General features: G+C 46.5%; 11 protein-coding genes and 5 tRNA genes. 13 read left to right on the top strand and 3 right to left on the bottom strand.

All coding sequences use genetic code 11. The features are described from left to right. The 3 genes from Q4Q50_RS08680 to Q4Q50_RS08670 are packed head-to-tail and all read right to left on the bottom strand — an operon-like array spanning position 1 to position 3220. Positions 1 to 723: an AAA family ATPase gene (locus Q4Q50_RS08680; protein ID WP_012089134.1), complete on the bottom strand. Its 723-nt coding sequence runs from the start codon at positions 721 to 723 to the stop codon at positions 1 to 3. Positions 724 to 783: 60 nt separating this feature from the next. Further along, positions 784 to 3000, bottom strand: coding sequence for a DNA-binding protein (locus tag Q4Q50_RS08675; RefSeq protein ID WP_311899067.1), 2217 nt, complete (start codon positions 2998 to 3000; stop codon positions 784 to 786). Continuing rightward, positions 2993 to 3220: a helix-turn-helix domain-containing protein gene (locus tag Q4Q50_RS08670; protein WP_041411143.1), complete on the bottom strand. Its 228-nt coding sequence runs from the start codon at positions 3218 to 3220 to the stop codon at positions 2993 to 2995. The genes Q4Q50_RS08675 and Q4Q50_RS08670 overlap by 8 nt, the downstream gene beginning before the upstream one ends. Positions 3221 to 3509: 289 nt before the next feature. On the opposite strand from Q4Q50_RS08670, the gene Q4Q50_RS08665 reads away from it, so the two are divergent. The 13 genes from Q4Q50_RS08665 (at position 3510) to Q4Q50_RS08605 (ending at position 14304) form a co-directional block, all read left to right on the top strand. Then, positions 3510 to 4253, top strand: coding sequence for a LexA family transcriptional regulator (locus Q4Q50_RS08665; protein ID WP_063884362.1), 744 nt, complete (start codon positions 3510 to 3512; stop codon positions 4251 to 4253). A 1142-nt stretch (positions 4254 to 5395) separates the two neighbouring features. After that, positions 5396 to 5471 (top strand) — tRNA-Asn (locus tag Q4Q50_RS08660). Positions 5472 to 5525: 54 nt separating this feature from the next. Further along, positions 5526 to 5601: transfer RNA gene (locus tag Q4Q50_RS08655), tRNA-Asn, on the top strand. 32 nt (positions 5602 to 5633) lie between these two features. Continuing rightward, positions 5634 to 5709 (top strand) — tRNA-Asn (locus tag Q4Q50_RS08650). Between the two features lie 43 nt (positions 5710 to 5752). Further along, positions 5753 to 5828: transfer RNA gene (locus Q4Q50_RS08645), tRNA-Asn, on the top strand. A gap of 50 nt (positions 5829 to 5878) precedes the next feature. Beyond that, a tRNA-Asn gene (locus Q4Q50_RS08640) sits at positions 5879 to 5954 on the top strand. Positions 5955 to 6158: 204 nt separating this feature from the next. Beyond that, positions 6159 to 8063: an EAL domain-containing protein gene (locus Q4Q50_RS08635; RefSeq protein WP_311899066.1), complete on the top strand. Its 1905-nt coding sequence runs from the start codon at positions 6159 to 6161 to the stop codon at positions 8061 to 8063. A gap of 125 nt (positions 8064 to 8188) precedes the next feature. Next, entirely contained in the window at positions 8189 to 8767 is a 579-nt protein-coding gene (gene rsxA, locus Q4Q50_RS08630; RefSeq protein ID WP_006081543.1) for an electron transport complex subunit RsxA, read from the top strand. 1 nt (position 8768) lies between these two features. Continuing rightward, positions 8769 to 9383: an electron transport complex subunit RsxB gene (gene rsxB, locus Q4Q50_RS08625; protein WP_311899065.1), complete on the top strand. Its 615-nt coding sequence runs from the start codon at positions 8769 to 8771 to the stop codon at positions 9381 to 9383. Then, positions 9377 to 11842 (top strand): electron transport complex subunit RsxC, encoded by a 2466-nt coding sequence (gene rsxC / locus Q4Q50_RS08620; RefSeq protein ID WP_311899064.1) that lies wholly within the window; start codon positions 9377 to 9379, stop codon positions 11840 to 11842. Before rsxB ends, rsxC begins: the two co-directional genes overlap by 7 nt. Positions 11843 to 11868: 26 nt before the next feature. After that, positions 11869 to 12918, top strand: coding sequence for an electron transport complex subunit RsxD (rsxD, locus tag Q4Q50_RS08615; RefSeq protein ID WP_006081540.1), 1050 nt, complete (start codon positions 11869 to 11871; stop codon positions 12916 to 12918). A 56-nt stretch (positions 12919 to 12974) separates the two neighbouring features. Next, positions 12975 to 13613 (top strand): electron transport complex subunit RsxG, encoded by a 639-nt coding sequence (gene rsxG / locus Q4Q50_RS08610; protein ID WP_311899063.1) that lies wholly within the window; start codon positions 12975 to 12977, stop codon positions 13611 to 13613. Continuing rightward, complete coding sequence (locus Q4Q50_RS08605; protein ID WP_006081538.1) at positions 13606 to 14304, top strand: electron transport complex subunit E; 699 nt, start codon at positions 13606 to 13608, stop codon at positions 14302 to 14304. The genes rsxG and Q4Q50_RS08605 overlap by 8 nt, the downstream gene beginning before the upstream one ends. Positions 14305 to 14366: the final 62 nt, after the last annotated feature.

Genomic DNA, 14366 nt, shown 5'->3' with positions numbered 1-14366 from the left:
TTAACCCACAAGACTTGGACGTCGAACACCATGGAATGGCTGTGCCCCCCAGTGTTCTGCTGTGACGTAATCAAGTTCGTTCATTTTGGCGAGACGTTCGATTTGATTAAGCCCAATGACAATGCGACGAGCCTCACCACTGCTGGCTTTACGCAGTTCATCAAGGAGTTCAGGTTCGACTTTGATGTCGTTGTCTAAGAGGGAATCCGCCATCACCATGACGTCATCTAAGTCGGCTGGTCGAAACTCAACCCACTCTGAAATACGGTTAAAGAACTGTTTGCGTGTACTGATACGGCGGGCGATTTGGTCCATACCAATGAGGATCACAGGGACTTCGGTGTTGTCGTAGAGATCACGCACCGTTTCAAGCATACGAACGTCCGACATCAGGTAGTCTGCTTCATCGATGAACAGTGGGCGTTCGTACATGCTCATTTGCTCGATAGTGAAATCGACCATCTTATTGATGCGCCACATGCCACTCGATCCGAGTTCGCCGACAATGCGGTTCATAAGCGTACTGGCACTGTCTGTTGCCATGGCTCGAACATAGATACCGTTCACTTGGTTAAACAGATAAGTGGTTGCAGTTGTTTTACCAAAGCCACTTGGGCCATGGTACAAACCGAGACCTGGTACACCTATGCCTCGGGTACAAAGGTTGTCGAAGGCGTCTTGGGCTGTCAGAACATTTTTTACAGGTGCGATCACTGCTTTCATTTTGTATACTCCATTTGCTTTAGTTTTATGGCCTTCATGGCCGTTATGGGTCATAAGTGCTCAGTTGGTCGCTCTGCGCTTATGGCCCATGATTTCATCAATGCGTTTTGCCCCTAACTTGTTGTGCTTTTTGTAATCCTTTAGGAATGCATCCTCCTTTGGCGTTAATTCACGGTTGAGAGATTCAGCGGCAAGCAAACGTGCCTTTTCGTGCTCATTACGCACTAAGGTTGCATGCTGTTGATTAATGGTGTTTTTACGTTCTTCAATCGCTTTACGCTTCTGGCGTAAATGCTCAATTTGTTGGTCGCTATAAGCAGGCTTATTGGTTTTAACGAGCTGCTCTGCAGCCTCAGTTAATGCTATTAAACTGGGGTTTTGGTGGGCTATTGGCTGGGTTGGAAACTCGACTAGTGACTTAGCCTGCTTGGCATAGTGCTCGATAACGGTTTGATGGATCTCGCCTATGTTGAACGTTTTAGCGAGTTGCTTCATTTCGGCCCTGAAACTACGCAGTGCCTTAGCTTCTTCTTTTTTGGTTTGACGATAAGCCGTAGGGCTGATCTCTTGACCTAAAAGACGGCTATCAACTGCTTCGATTCGGGTTTCCCAATTATTGATCGGGTAAATAAACGCACGAGCGACATCCGTTGGATCGAGAAATACTCGAACTCGCTGCCCTTTCCACTCATGCTCCAACATTTCCGGTGCCGTATAACGCAATCCTCCCGCTTTAATAAAGCCCTTAAGGATGGTGTACTCGCCAACGTGGTTAAGCAGGAGATCTAAGGCTTCTGGATGTTCGACTGCCCGCACTTGATATTGAGCTGCGCGATAGACTTCATTGGGTGTTTTACCCTTTAAGCCATCGTGTGCGCGGAGGTGATAATAGGCATCAACCCAATTATCAAGCAGTTGCTGTAATTCCGGTTGCGTCAAACGGAGATCGTAATCCGCTTTCTCATTTTCTTTCTTGTTGCGCTCTTTAAGGCGTACCGCAAATTCTTTTCGAGCCTCGATAGCTTCGCGATCATTGACGTTATGGCCTATGTAGCCTGGCAGTAACTCAATCAGATCATGGCTGAGTGTCTTAAAGAAACGTTCGATAAAGGGCTTTTCCCAACCTGAGTATGGGTTAGCTCGGCTTTGTTCTAAGTCGAGTAAGTGATAGATGCTCGTGGTTCGCTGGCTGACATAATCGCTGCCGTTATCGGTACGCATTAAGCCGCCTTGGTTTGGAACTCCCCAAGCCAGTAAGGTCTTGCGCATTAACAGGCAAATGCCTTCGCTTGATGAAGTGGGCGAAACAAGCAGTTTGACGCGACGTGTGAAGCAGTCGATCACCGCAATAATGGTGTGTCGGCCTTCTTTCAACATGGCATCGACTGGGGTTGAGTCAAATTCCCATACATCGTTTGGCGCAGCCATCCAAGAATAGGTTTGCTCAACCGCTGTCCGGTATTTATCGTTGAATTTTTTAGGGTTTGTAGTGAAAGTAAAGGCTGCTTGATTCTGGCTTATCCATTTATTCACCCAGCGGCGAATGCTGGAGATACTTGGGATCTGCCAAGGCATGTCGGTTTTTATTGCATAGATCTCGGCTAGCTTTCTAAGCTGCTTTGCCTTGCCAGCTAGATGCGGTTTGGCAGTGATCAGCCCCTTTAAGAAGTCGGCTAAATCGGGCTCGTCATTCAATAAACATGGACGCTCGACTTTGTATTTACCTGCGAGTGCGCTAACGCCCTCTTTTGTTAATACGTTTTCCCAACGGCGGATCGTGACAACTGAAACGCTGCTAATAACTGAGAATACCCACTCAGGTAGTGCAATCGAACGTTTGGCATACGCTTCGCAGAATGCTTTTTCACCATCAACGAGCTTACGCACCTCAAGGTAAGGCATGCAGAATTTTGCCTTGGCATTGACGATAAGCATCTTTGCATCAGCCCGCTTTTGCGCTTTATCAGGTAGATTTATAAACTGCTGAATGCTCTTGGCTTTTTCTGTTTGACTCACTGCAGGCATTTGCAGTTTGGCAACAGCAGATCCCGCACGCATCAGGGACGATGGAGATTTGGCTATCTGCTCCGCTTCCTGTTTTGCCAGCTTCTGACGAGCCTCAAGGGGCAGACTATTTAGGTGATATTCAAATCCCCCACCTAGCCCTTGTCGCCTTTGCTTTTGCCAGTTTTCATGTTTTGCCCTATCACGGACGCGTCTATCCCCGACATCCAATAGCTCTGCAATTTCTACAGTGCTAAACCATTCCTTAGTCATGGTGCTCTCCCACTAAATCAACACCAAGGTATTCAGATAAAGCAGCCATGATCTTGATGGCTTTTAAGCGTTTAGGTTTACGACCTGTATTGGGTGCAAACCATTGAACGCACTTCTGAACCGTCCTTGGGTTATATCCATGCGTAATCGCCCACGCACGGCAGCTTTGTCCATTTGCGAGCAAGGCTGCATGTATATGACGAGCGCTTTCTATCTTCATAAGAATTACCGTGCTAATATTTTGATTACGTTCGCATTGCGAACGAACGCAGTTTAACTACAATACGTTACGCAGTGCGTAACGTATTGCGAATATAGATCCGAGTTAGGCACAAATCAACAGCTTTTTGCTTTTTTGCGCAGAAAATTACGCAATAAAGTTATTTTAGTGCGCAAAAGATTGATGTAGTTTCGGTTGAATATTCAGTAAACCATTACTTATTCGGTAGTTTTTAAGTAATAACTATTGCTCTCTTGAGCGTTAAATAGATTTTGGTTCGAGGAAAATAATGAAGTCGGAAGCCTTACACTCAGATCCAACTTTAGATCCGACTTCCACAACTGAAGTCGGCACTCTTGCTGACCGTATTTCGGAAGCAATTGGAAAAAACAGTATTAGAGAGTTCGCCATTAAAATTGGCGTATCTGAAGGTACCCTACGTAATCTAATCAAAGGTGGTGAACCTAAGTTAGATACAGCAATACGTATAGCAGAAGAAGCTGGCGTGAGCATTCGTTGGCTTGCAACTGGCAATGGCCCTAAATACCCGAATCGCCAACGCGATGAAATTTCCCAGGAAGGTATTGTTTACGTCCACCAAGACCAATTCAATGAAGAGTATTTCTTGATTGAAGGCTATGACGTGGTGGTAAGCACTGGGCATGGTGCGTTTAATGATGAAACAGGTGTACGCAGACGGCTGCCGTTTAGAAAGAACTGGCTTAAATACCGTAGTTTAAAGCCCGAGAATCTTAAAGTCGTATATGCCAAAGGCAATTCGATGGAGCCCGCCATACACAGCGGAGATAGCTTACTGGTTGATATCAGTAAGACGACCCTAGAAGACGGCTGTATCTTCGTATTACGCCTGGGCGACGATCTTTACGCCAAGCGCTTACAGAAACTATTTGATGGCGGCATAGAGATACTCAGTGACAACAAAGAGTATAAATCTCAGATTGTCTCGGCGGGTGAACTGCCAATGCTGCAAATTATTGGCAAAGTCGTGTGGATGGGTAAAAACCTCGATTAAATTTTTAAAAGTTCCGAGTTTATCAATCTTGATGAACTGTGATTATTTTTCAAAGCTGGCGAACCATTTTGGCGCCAGCTTTGTTTTTATCAATCCTAGTGAATCACTTCCGACTTAACTCTCCACTCGCACAACTCTTGTACACCAAGGCCTCCCGCCTAGTTTCAACTAATCTCGGCTGTTCTCACTTATTGTCAATCCATTTGACTGGTTACACTTGTATCAATTTCACTAATTGCAACTACCCTTACTCTTCACTGCGTTGTAAGCCATTCGACTTGAGTAACAGATACGGCTAATTTGATGAAAGCTAAATTAAAATCAGTCACATATTGCGTGTTGAATTGGACACTTTAACGTTTAAAAAGCAATGAACGGCGATCAAATCTCGTTGAATAACTTGTTGGCGCTAAGCTAAAACCTAGCATAGACCAGTGATTAATACTCTAGCACTCCTTAATTATCCTACTTTCGAAGCTAAGATACGCTTCAACGCCATTAATAGTTCACTTTTACAGTAAATGCCTTCTATATACGACATACGACGTATAGACAGCTTAACCTTTAACTTGCTTACGGTGCATACTTGCTAGCCAATCTTTAGTCGGACATGGTGACGTATGCCATACCGAAGAAAGAAGCGTTCGTTAATCGCCGACCATACAGTAATGTGCCTCACGGTTTAAGCCTTGAGGTTTACCAAAGCTCCATATCCCTCTTTATGCTGCGATAACTTAACACTGCACCACTATGTTGGCTTACCAAACTAACCCAATGCTTATCAATCAGTAGAAAAGAGGAATTAAACCCGCAGCAATATTTGGTAGCGCTTTATATTTAAATTGTTTAAGTCTATTTATTGACTCTGAGCTCAACTGATTTCCCAAAAGTGCTTATTTTTTAACGAGTGATTTCAATTTTATAGCAATTTCACCCTGCGAACGGTAGCGGCGTTCAAAGCTATATTGCGAATTGTTAAGTGGTTTTTCACTAAAAATGTCGAATTCTGCACCACGATGCACATTAGATGAGCACTTAACAGCATAATTACACTTTTTTTAGTAACTCGAGTTGACTCATCCCACAGAGCGTTTTACTATGCGCTCCGTTCTCAACGAGTCGCTACGACTGTGTGAAACGATTCCCCTGTAGTTCAGTCGGTAGAACGGCGGACTGTTAATCCGTATGTCACTGGTTCAAGTCCAGTCAGGGGAGCCAATTTAACGCAGAGTAAAAGCAAGTAAGAACAAGCAGTAACAATATGTAATCGATTCCCCTGTAGTTCAGTCGGTAGAACGGCGGACTGTTAATCCGTATGTCACTGGTTCAAGTCCAGTCAGGGGAGCCAATTACATTATGACACTGCTGGTTTAAAACGATTCCCCTGTAGTTCAGTCGGTAGAACGGCGGACTGTTAATCCGTATGTCACTGGTTCAAGTCCAGTCAGGGGAGCCAATTTAAAACACAGAATAAAGTCGATAGTCATATCGCACCCGATTCCCCTGTAGTTCAGTCGGTAGAACGGCGGACTGTTAATCCGTATGTCACTGGTTCAAGTCCAGTCAGGGGAGCCATATTCAAAGTGTTATTTCTTAAAAGTCGATAGCAATATCGCACCCTCTACTCCCCTGTAGTTCAGTCGGTAGAACGGCGGACTGTTAATCCGTATGTCACTGGTTCAAGTCCAGTCAGGGGAGCCATATTTTCTAATTCAACAACCCATTCCTCAGTTTCACTCCTGCTTGGCAACTTATTCTTTTCGTTTTGTTTTTAAGCAAATGCAGTTACACTGTTACCAGCTTATTAAACAAATTTCTGAGTATCTTCACACAGATAGCGGTTTTTAAGCATTCTTGACTTAAACTTATCCTGTTCGTACTCACCAAAATCTAGAGCGGATTTTTATGGCCATGTCAAAATCATATCCAATTTTTTTACTGCTTATTTTTTTAGGTCTTTTTGCTTGGGTGTATCAAAGTGAAAACAGTCAATTGCAAGTCCAACAGCAGCAAGAACTCGATAGTTTTAAATCCAGCTTAATCCGCTACCAAGAATGGCAAGGTAACGGTGTAGAACTCTTTAAAAAACTTTCTGAAAACTACTCATTCCAGTTCTTCCAATATATTGATGATACCGACGGCCAACTGAGCCATACCGAAGGAAGCTTAGACAGTCAACATCCCCACCCTTTAGCGAGTTTATTTTCCATCGAGCTCAGCCACACACAAAAATTGGCATCGGGTCGTTTACAGGTCAAGCTCAGTGCAAACCAAGCCATTGATACTGCAATTAGTAACACTGAAAAACTCGGTGCCATGTTGCTAGCGACTTACCTTATTTTGCTGTTAGTGTTTATCCTATTAATGTCGAAGCTTAGGGCTGCAGTACGTTATGCTGCTGATTATATTTCAAAAATACCAGAGTTAGGCTTTTCTGCCGTCGCAGCATCGAAACTGACTGGCGAGCTCACCCCTATTGGTATTTCCCTTGAAGAATGTCGCCTGCAACTTAAAACTCAAATCGATAAGCTCAATCAAGAAAACGAAAAGCTACATAAAGCCGCCTATCAAGACACAGTGACAGGTTTTAGCACCCGCCCAGGATTTACAAAAAAACTAGAAACCATTAGTAATCCAAATATTCCTCAATTGGGCTTGATGGCTATGGTTAAAGCGACCGAGTTGGCGCAAATAAACCAGAAACAAGGGCGAACTGCGGGAGATGATTATCTCGCAAGAGTCGCCAATTGCATCCGTAAAGCCTGTAGCAGCTATCCTGATGCCGAATATTTTCGAGTAGCGAGTGCTGATTTTGCAGTGTTTATTCCCGAAGTTATGCTCAAAGATGCACCGAAATTTTTAGACCAGCTAAAAATTTACCTCGATGAATATCAGCAGATGACAAAAGCGGAATCCGTTGCCCATATAGGCTTAGTCCCCTACAACCAAGGAGTGGAAGCGGCTAATTTACTGACCATTGCCGATACTGCGGTCAGCATAGCGCAAACCCTTGGGCCCAATAGCTATCATATCCAAGAAAAACTCAATGGGGATGAACAATTTGGAGACGATCGCTGGAAGATGGCGATCAATGATTTAGTCACTCGCCAAGCATTGAAATTTTACCAGCAACCTATTCAGCCGTGTCGTACTGATGTCGAAGTTTACCGCGAATTATTAGCCCGTTTTTATAATAGCGAAGGCAAATTCTTACCTACCACCACAGTGATTGCCATGGCTGAACGTCACGGCATGAGCACTGAGTTAGATAAACTGGTGGTGATCAGTGCATTAAGAATACTTAAGGAAAACCCGACCATTACCGGTAACTTTGGTATCAATATCAGCGCATTTTCGGCCCATCAAGACATGTTTGTCGCTTGGTTGAAGGACATATTAGGTAAGCAAAAATACATCGCCTCGCGCTTAGTATTTGAGATCAACGAGTCCGGCATGCAGTCTAACTTAGGGGCGAGTTATAAGTTTGTCCGCGAAGTGCACAGTGTCGGTTCGCGGGTGTCGATTGAGCGTTTTGGTATGAGCTTTACCTCCTTCAAATTCTTCAGCGAAGTGCGGCCCGACTTCATCAAGCTCGATGGTAGTTACACTTCTAATATCGATGAAGACAGCAACAATAAGTTCTTCGTGCGTATGATGGTGGATGTCGCAAGGCGGATTGGCATCCGGGTCATCGCTACCAGCGTCGAACGCCAAGAAGAAAAATTAACCCTCGAAAAACTCCTCATCGATGGATTACAGGGCTATTACATCGCACAGCCACAAGCTATGGCCATTACAGATCAGATTTAATACTTTAACGGGTTAATTCGTCGCCAAAATTTACAGTAAAGATGGTTAACCCTGCATTCTATATGTTGTTTATGCATACGGAAAAGTCGATAATACGGCCAAGATCCGTTTAGAAAAGTATTAGGATGACTGAATATCTCCTCCTGTTGATCAGTACAGTGCTGGTCAACAATTTCGTTTTAGTGAAATTCTTAGGCCTGTGCCCTTTTATGGGGGTCTCCAGCAAACTGGAGTCCGCTATTGGCATGTCTATGGCGACCACTTTTGTGCTGACGTTAGCCTCTATTCTCAGTTATCTCGTCAACCAGTATCTGTTATTACCCTTTGACCTGAGTTATCTGCGAACCATGAGCTTTATTTTAGTGATTGCCGTTGTGGTGCAATTTACTGAAATGGTCGTGCAAAAGACCAGTGCCGCTCTGCACCGTGCCTTAGGGATTTACCTGCCGCTGATCACCACCAACTGCGCGGTATTGGGCGTTGCCTTATTAAACGTGAACGAGAAGCACGATTTTATCCAATCGGCTATCTATGGCTTTGGTGCTGCGTTAGGCTTCTCATTAGTGTTAATTCTCTTCTCGGCGATGCGCGAGCGTTTAGCGGCCGCCGATGTCCCCCTACCTTTCAAAGGCGGCGCGATTGCGATGATCACCGCAGGTCTTATGTCCCTCGCCTTTATGGGATTCACAGGATTGGTTAAGTAAGATGTCCGGAATTTTAATTGCAGTCATATTGTTGACCCTATTGGCATTAGTCTTTGGGGTGTTACTCGGTTTTGCCGCCCTTAAATTCAAGGTTGAAGGCAACCCGATTGTCGATGAGCTCGAAGCTATTCTGCCACAAACCCAATGCGGTCAATGTGGTTACCCAGGTTGTCGTCCCTACGCTGAAGCCATTGCCAATGGTGATAAAGTCAATAAATGCCCCCCTGGCGGCACAGCCACCATGGAAAAGCTGGCGACCCTAATGGGCGTCGAGCCAGAGCCACTGAATGCCGAAGCACAATCTCAAGTAAAAAAAGTCGCCTACATTCGCGAAGATGAATGTATTGGCTGCACTAAATGTATTCAAGCCTGCCCTGTGGATGCGATTATCGGTGCAGGAAAGCTCATGCATACCGTGCTTACAACCGACTGCACGGGCTGCGATCTCTGCGTTGAGCCTTGTCCTGTCGATTGTATTGATATGATCCCAGTCACCCCAAATCTTAAAAATTGGAACTGGCGCTTAAATGCTATCCCAGTGACGCTCATCCAAGAAAACATTATTCAAGAAACCAATATTCAAGAGACAAAGTCTGAAGAGGAAAAGCGGTGTTAACTTTATTAGATCAATTAGATAAAGGAACCCTTTGGCGATCACCCGGTGGAATACATCCTCCTGAAGTCAAATTCCTCTCCAACGCGACGCCTATTGGCCAACTGCCATTAGCCTCGACGTACTTAGTGCCCGTCCCTCAAGTCGGTGAAAACTGTACGCTTGCGGTGAAGGTTGGCGATAGCGTCTTAAAAGGCACGCCATTAACGCAAGGTACCTCGATTTGGCATTTACCGGTACATGCGCCAACATCGGGCACTATTGTTGCTATCGAACCAAGGGCGAGCAACCATGCCTCTGCATTGCCGGTTAACACTTGCGTTATTGCAGCCGATGGCAAAGACACCTGGTGCGAGTTGGTACAACATCAACTTGATGACTTAAGCCATCAGCAAATCGTTGATAAGGTTCGCTCAGCCGGTATTGCGGGTATGGGCGGCGCAGCGTTTCCGACTCATATTAAGCTTAATCCGGTCAGTGAAATCGATTTAGTCATCATCAACGGCGTCGAGTGCGAACCTTATATCAGCGCCGATGACAGATTAATGCGCGAATATAGCCAAGATATCCTCGCGGGTATTGGCATAATTCATCGGCTATTAACGCCAAAACGGATTGTTATCGCCATTGAAGACAATAAACCTGAAGCGGCTAAAGCCATGCAAGCAGCTGTCAGCCAATGCGGACTCCCAGCGGGCAGCATTCGGGTCACGGTTATCCCGACAAAATACCCTTCTGGCGGTGAAAAGCAGTTAATTCAAATCATTACTGGCCGCGAAGTGCCCTCGGGCGCCATTCCCGCCAAACTCGGTATTGTGGTACATAACGTCGGTACTGCCTATGCAATTCATCAAGCCGTCACTCTAGGCAAGCCGCTGATTGAACGCGTTGTGACTGTGACAGGCAAAAATGTCAGCAAACCGGGGAACTACTGGTTACCGATAGGCACGCCCGTTGATCACGTACTGACTGCAACTGAATTCACGCCAGAGCCTGACCAAAAGGTGATTATTGGCGGGCCTATGATGGGCCATGCGTTAGCGAATATCCAAGTGCCTATTTTAAAAGGTACCAACTGTATTCTGGTGCCAAGCAGCCAAGAAATTGGTAGCACGCCCGAAGAAAAAGCCTGTATCCGCTGCGGCGAATGCGCCACAGCCTGCCCTGCACTCTTGTTGCCACAACAACTCTTTTGGCATGCCAAGGCCGAAGAATATGATAAAGCAGCCAGCTACAATCTAAAGGATTGTATTGAATGCGGTTGTTGCAGTTACGTTTGCCCGAGTGATATTCCATTAGTCGAGTATTACCGCATTGCCAAATCTGCACTCAAACAAGCCGCCGATGAGAAGCAGCAAGCGGAGCGCGCTAAACAACGCTTCGATGCCCGCTTAGCGCGTCTCGAAGAAGAAAAACTGGCCCGTGAAGCTAAAGCGAAAGAAGCCGCAGAGCGCCGACAAGCGACGATGACAGGCACAGATAAAAATGCCGTTGCTGAGGCCATGGCACGCATCGCCGCGAAAAAAGCCGCAGCGGCACAAGCAGCCACTGGCGAATCAATTACCGAAGAGGCAAGCGCCACAACAACTGACACTACAGCAGCACCAAAGGGTAAGGCCGCCGTTGCCGCCGCCATCGCCCGTGCGAAGGCGAAAAAAGCCGCTCAAGCAAATACCGAGAGTACTAAAACACATAGTGTGGAAACAGATAGCGCTCAAATAGACAGTTCGGCGAATGTTGATGAGACTGAATCAGCCACTGATGTGATAGCGCAGGAAGCGCCGTTATCCCAGAAAGATAAAGTCGCGGCGGCGATTGCCCGCGCTAAAGCTAAAAAAGCGGCGCAGCAAACCGATACCGCAGCGCTAGAGCATGTTGATATCGCTGACAGCACATCAGAGTTAAACGCTGCTGATGATAAAAAGGCCAAAGTGGCTGCGGCCGTAGCCCGTGCCAAGGCAAAGAAAGCGGCGCAGCAAGCTGAGACAAATGCTGAAAACGATTTAAGCCAGACCGCGACTCCAGCAGTTGATTCCACAGCTAGCGTTCAAGCAGATGTGAATGATGATACAGAAGCAGCCGCTACTGACATTAACGACGCTGAAGCGATTAAAAAGGCCAAAGTGGCTGCCGCAGTTGCTCGTGCTAAAGCGAAGAAAATAGCGGCTGCATCAGCAGAGTCTAAAACTGAGTCTGAAATAGAGTCCGTTGACGAGATCCAAACTGAAGCTAACATGGCATCGCCCTCGATAGCAGCAACGCTTGATACTGCAACAACTGAAGCTGATGCCGTTTTGCCATCGGTGGGATCCACTGCAGAGCCCATTGAAACGGCGCCTTTATCAAGTGATGAACTGAAAAAAGCGCGGATTGCTGCGACCATCGCCAAGGCAAAAGCCAAAAAAGCGGCACTCGCCCAAGAAGCCAACGCTTCGAGCGACTCAAGTGTGACTAATGATTAAGAACAGAATGATTAAAAGGGAACACAATGGCGTTTAAAATAGCCTCATCACCCCATGTAACGCGTAACTTGCATACCTCAACGGTCATGCAAAGGGTGATTTTATGTTTACTGCCGGGCCTTGTCGTGCAATGTGCCTTTTTTGGCTGGGGCACACTTGTGCAAGTCCTGCTGGCGATCCTCGTAGCCTTAAGCTGCGAAGCCGCCGTGATGAAACTTCGCAATCGCAATATCAAAGCAAGCCTTAGCGATAACAGCGCCATGCTGACCGCCATCTTAATTGGTGTCGCCATTCCGCCCCTCGCCCCTTGGTGGATGATCGTCATGGGCACCGCCTTTGCGATCGTCATAGTTAAGCACCTCTACGGTGGCTTAGGCCATAACCTGTTTAACCCTGCGATGGCGGCATATGTATTGCTGTTAGTCTCGTTCCCTGTGCAAATGACCACCTGGATAGCACCGAGCACAGTTGCACTGCATTCACCCAGCCTTGTTGAAAGCTTGCAACTTATCTTTAATGTTGGCGCGCACGTGAATATGGAGCAGTTCCGTTTAGGCATTGATGGCATGACAATGGCGACGCCACTCGATACCCTCAAAACCGATTTATCCATGGGATTAACCACCACAGAAAGTCTCACCAAAGCCATTTTTGATGGCAGTACAGGCGTAGGTTGGTTCTGGGTGAACTTGGCCTATCTTGCTGGCGGGTTAGTGTTACTTAAACTAAAAGCCATTCGCTGGCACATCAGCACTGGCGTGTTATTAGGGCTCTTTGTGGCATCGAGTATCGGTTTCTTACTGTCACCCGATACCCAAGCCAGTCCACTGATGCATCTGTTTTCTGGCGCGACCATGTTAGCGGCGTTTTTTATCGCCACCGATCCCGTTACAGCCGCAACCAGCCCCCGTGGCCGTATTATCTTCGGCGCGTTAATTGGTGTGTTGGTGTATATCATCCGCACGAAAGGCGGTTACCCTGACGCCTTCGCCTTTGCCGTGTTACTGGCCAACCTCTGTGCGCCCTTTATTGACTATTACGTGCGTCCACGCACCTATGGCCATTCAACGAGCTAAGGTCATGCTAAGCGATAACATCATTCTGCGGGCAACGAGAGCTTAAGGATAAAAAGTTGAAAAATCCGATGATTAAAAATGGTTTTTTATTGGCATTGTTTGCCTTGATTTGCACTGGGCTCGTCGCCGCAGTCAATCAACAAACTGTTGATAAAATTAAGCAGCAAGAACAGCAGGAATTAATGCGAGTGTTACATCAATTAATCCCTGATGAGATGCACGATAACGAGCTAACGGCTCAATGTACTTTGCTGCTGGATAAAGACGCATTAGGAACCGACAGCCCAATGCCCGCCTATATAGCCACCAGTGCAGGCAAACCTGTGGCCATCGCCATTGAAGCTATTGCGCCCGATGGCTATAACGGCAACATCAAATTGATTGTGGGTATTAGCACTAAAGGCGAAGTCCTAGGCGTTCGCACCTTAGCTCACCAAGAGACACCTGGGCTCGGTGATAAAATCGATCTGCGTAAATCCAATTGGGTCTCTCAGTTTGTCGGTAAAGTGTTAGACTCGGCAGATGACAAACAATGGTTGGTTAAAAAAGACGGTGGCGATTTTGATCAATTTACCGGCGCGACTATCACCCCGCGTGCTTATGTCAAAGCAGTCAAAAACGCAGTATGGTATTTCAACAATAACCAAGCGCAAATTTTCAGTCTGCCGCTAAATTGTGAGGCCAACAATGACTAATTATCGCGAAATTGCTTGGCAAGGTCTGTGGAAGAATAACCCTGGCCTAGTGCAACTGTTAGGCTTGTGCCCTCTGCTTGCGGTCACAGCGACGATCACGAACGCCCTTGGCCTTGGTCTAGCGACTATGTTAGTGCTGATTGGCTCTAACATTTTGGTGTCGCTGGTGCGCGACTATGTGCCCAAAGAAATTCGTATTCCGGTATTTGTGATGATCATCGCCGCGCTGGTGACCACAGTGCAACTGCTTATCAATGCCTATGCCTACGGTCTGTATTTATCCCTTGGGATCTTCCTGCCGTTGATTGTGACCAACTGCATCATTATCGGTCGCGCCGAAGCCTTCGCCTCTCGCAATAACGCCTTTAGCGCCGCCTTTGATGGCTTAATGATGGGACTCGGTTTTACCTTAGTGCTCACAGTGCTCGGCGCAACGCGGGAAATATTAGGTCAAGGCACACTGTTTGATGGCGCCGATCAACTGCTCGGACCTTGGGCAAAATCCTTAACCATCCATTTATGGCAAGTCGATACTCCCTTCCTCCTTGCTATGCTGCCACCTGGCGCATTTATCGTCATGGGACTATTGATTGCATTGAAAAATGTGATTGATAAAAAAGTGAAAGAACGCCAACCTCAAGTCGCCGCAGAGCCAAGTGTCACCCGCGCGCGCATCACTAAGGTTGGTTAGGCTTTCGACATAAAGACCTAATTCCAGCATAGTACAGAGTATGGTGTTCAACGCTTAATGTG

This window comes from Shewanella scandinavica (assembly GCF_031932065.1).
In the GTDB taxonomy this organism is placed as follows: domain Bacteria; phylum Pseudomonadota; class Gammaproteobacteria; order Enterobacterales; family Shewanellaceae; genus Shewanella; species Shewanella baltica.
This window is presented reverse-complemented; position numbering and strand designations above follow the sequence as displayed.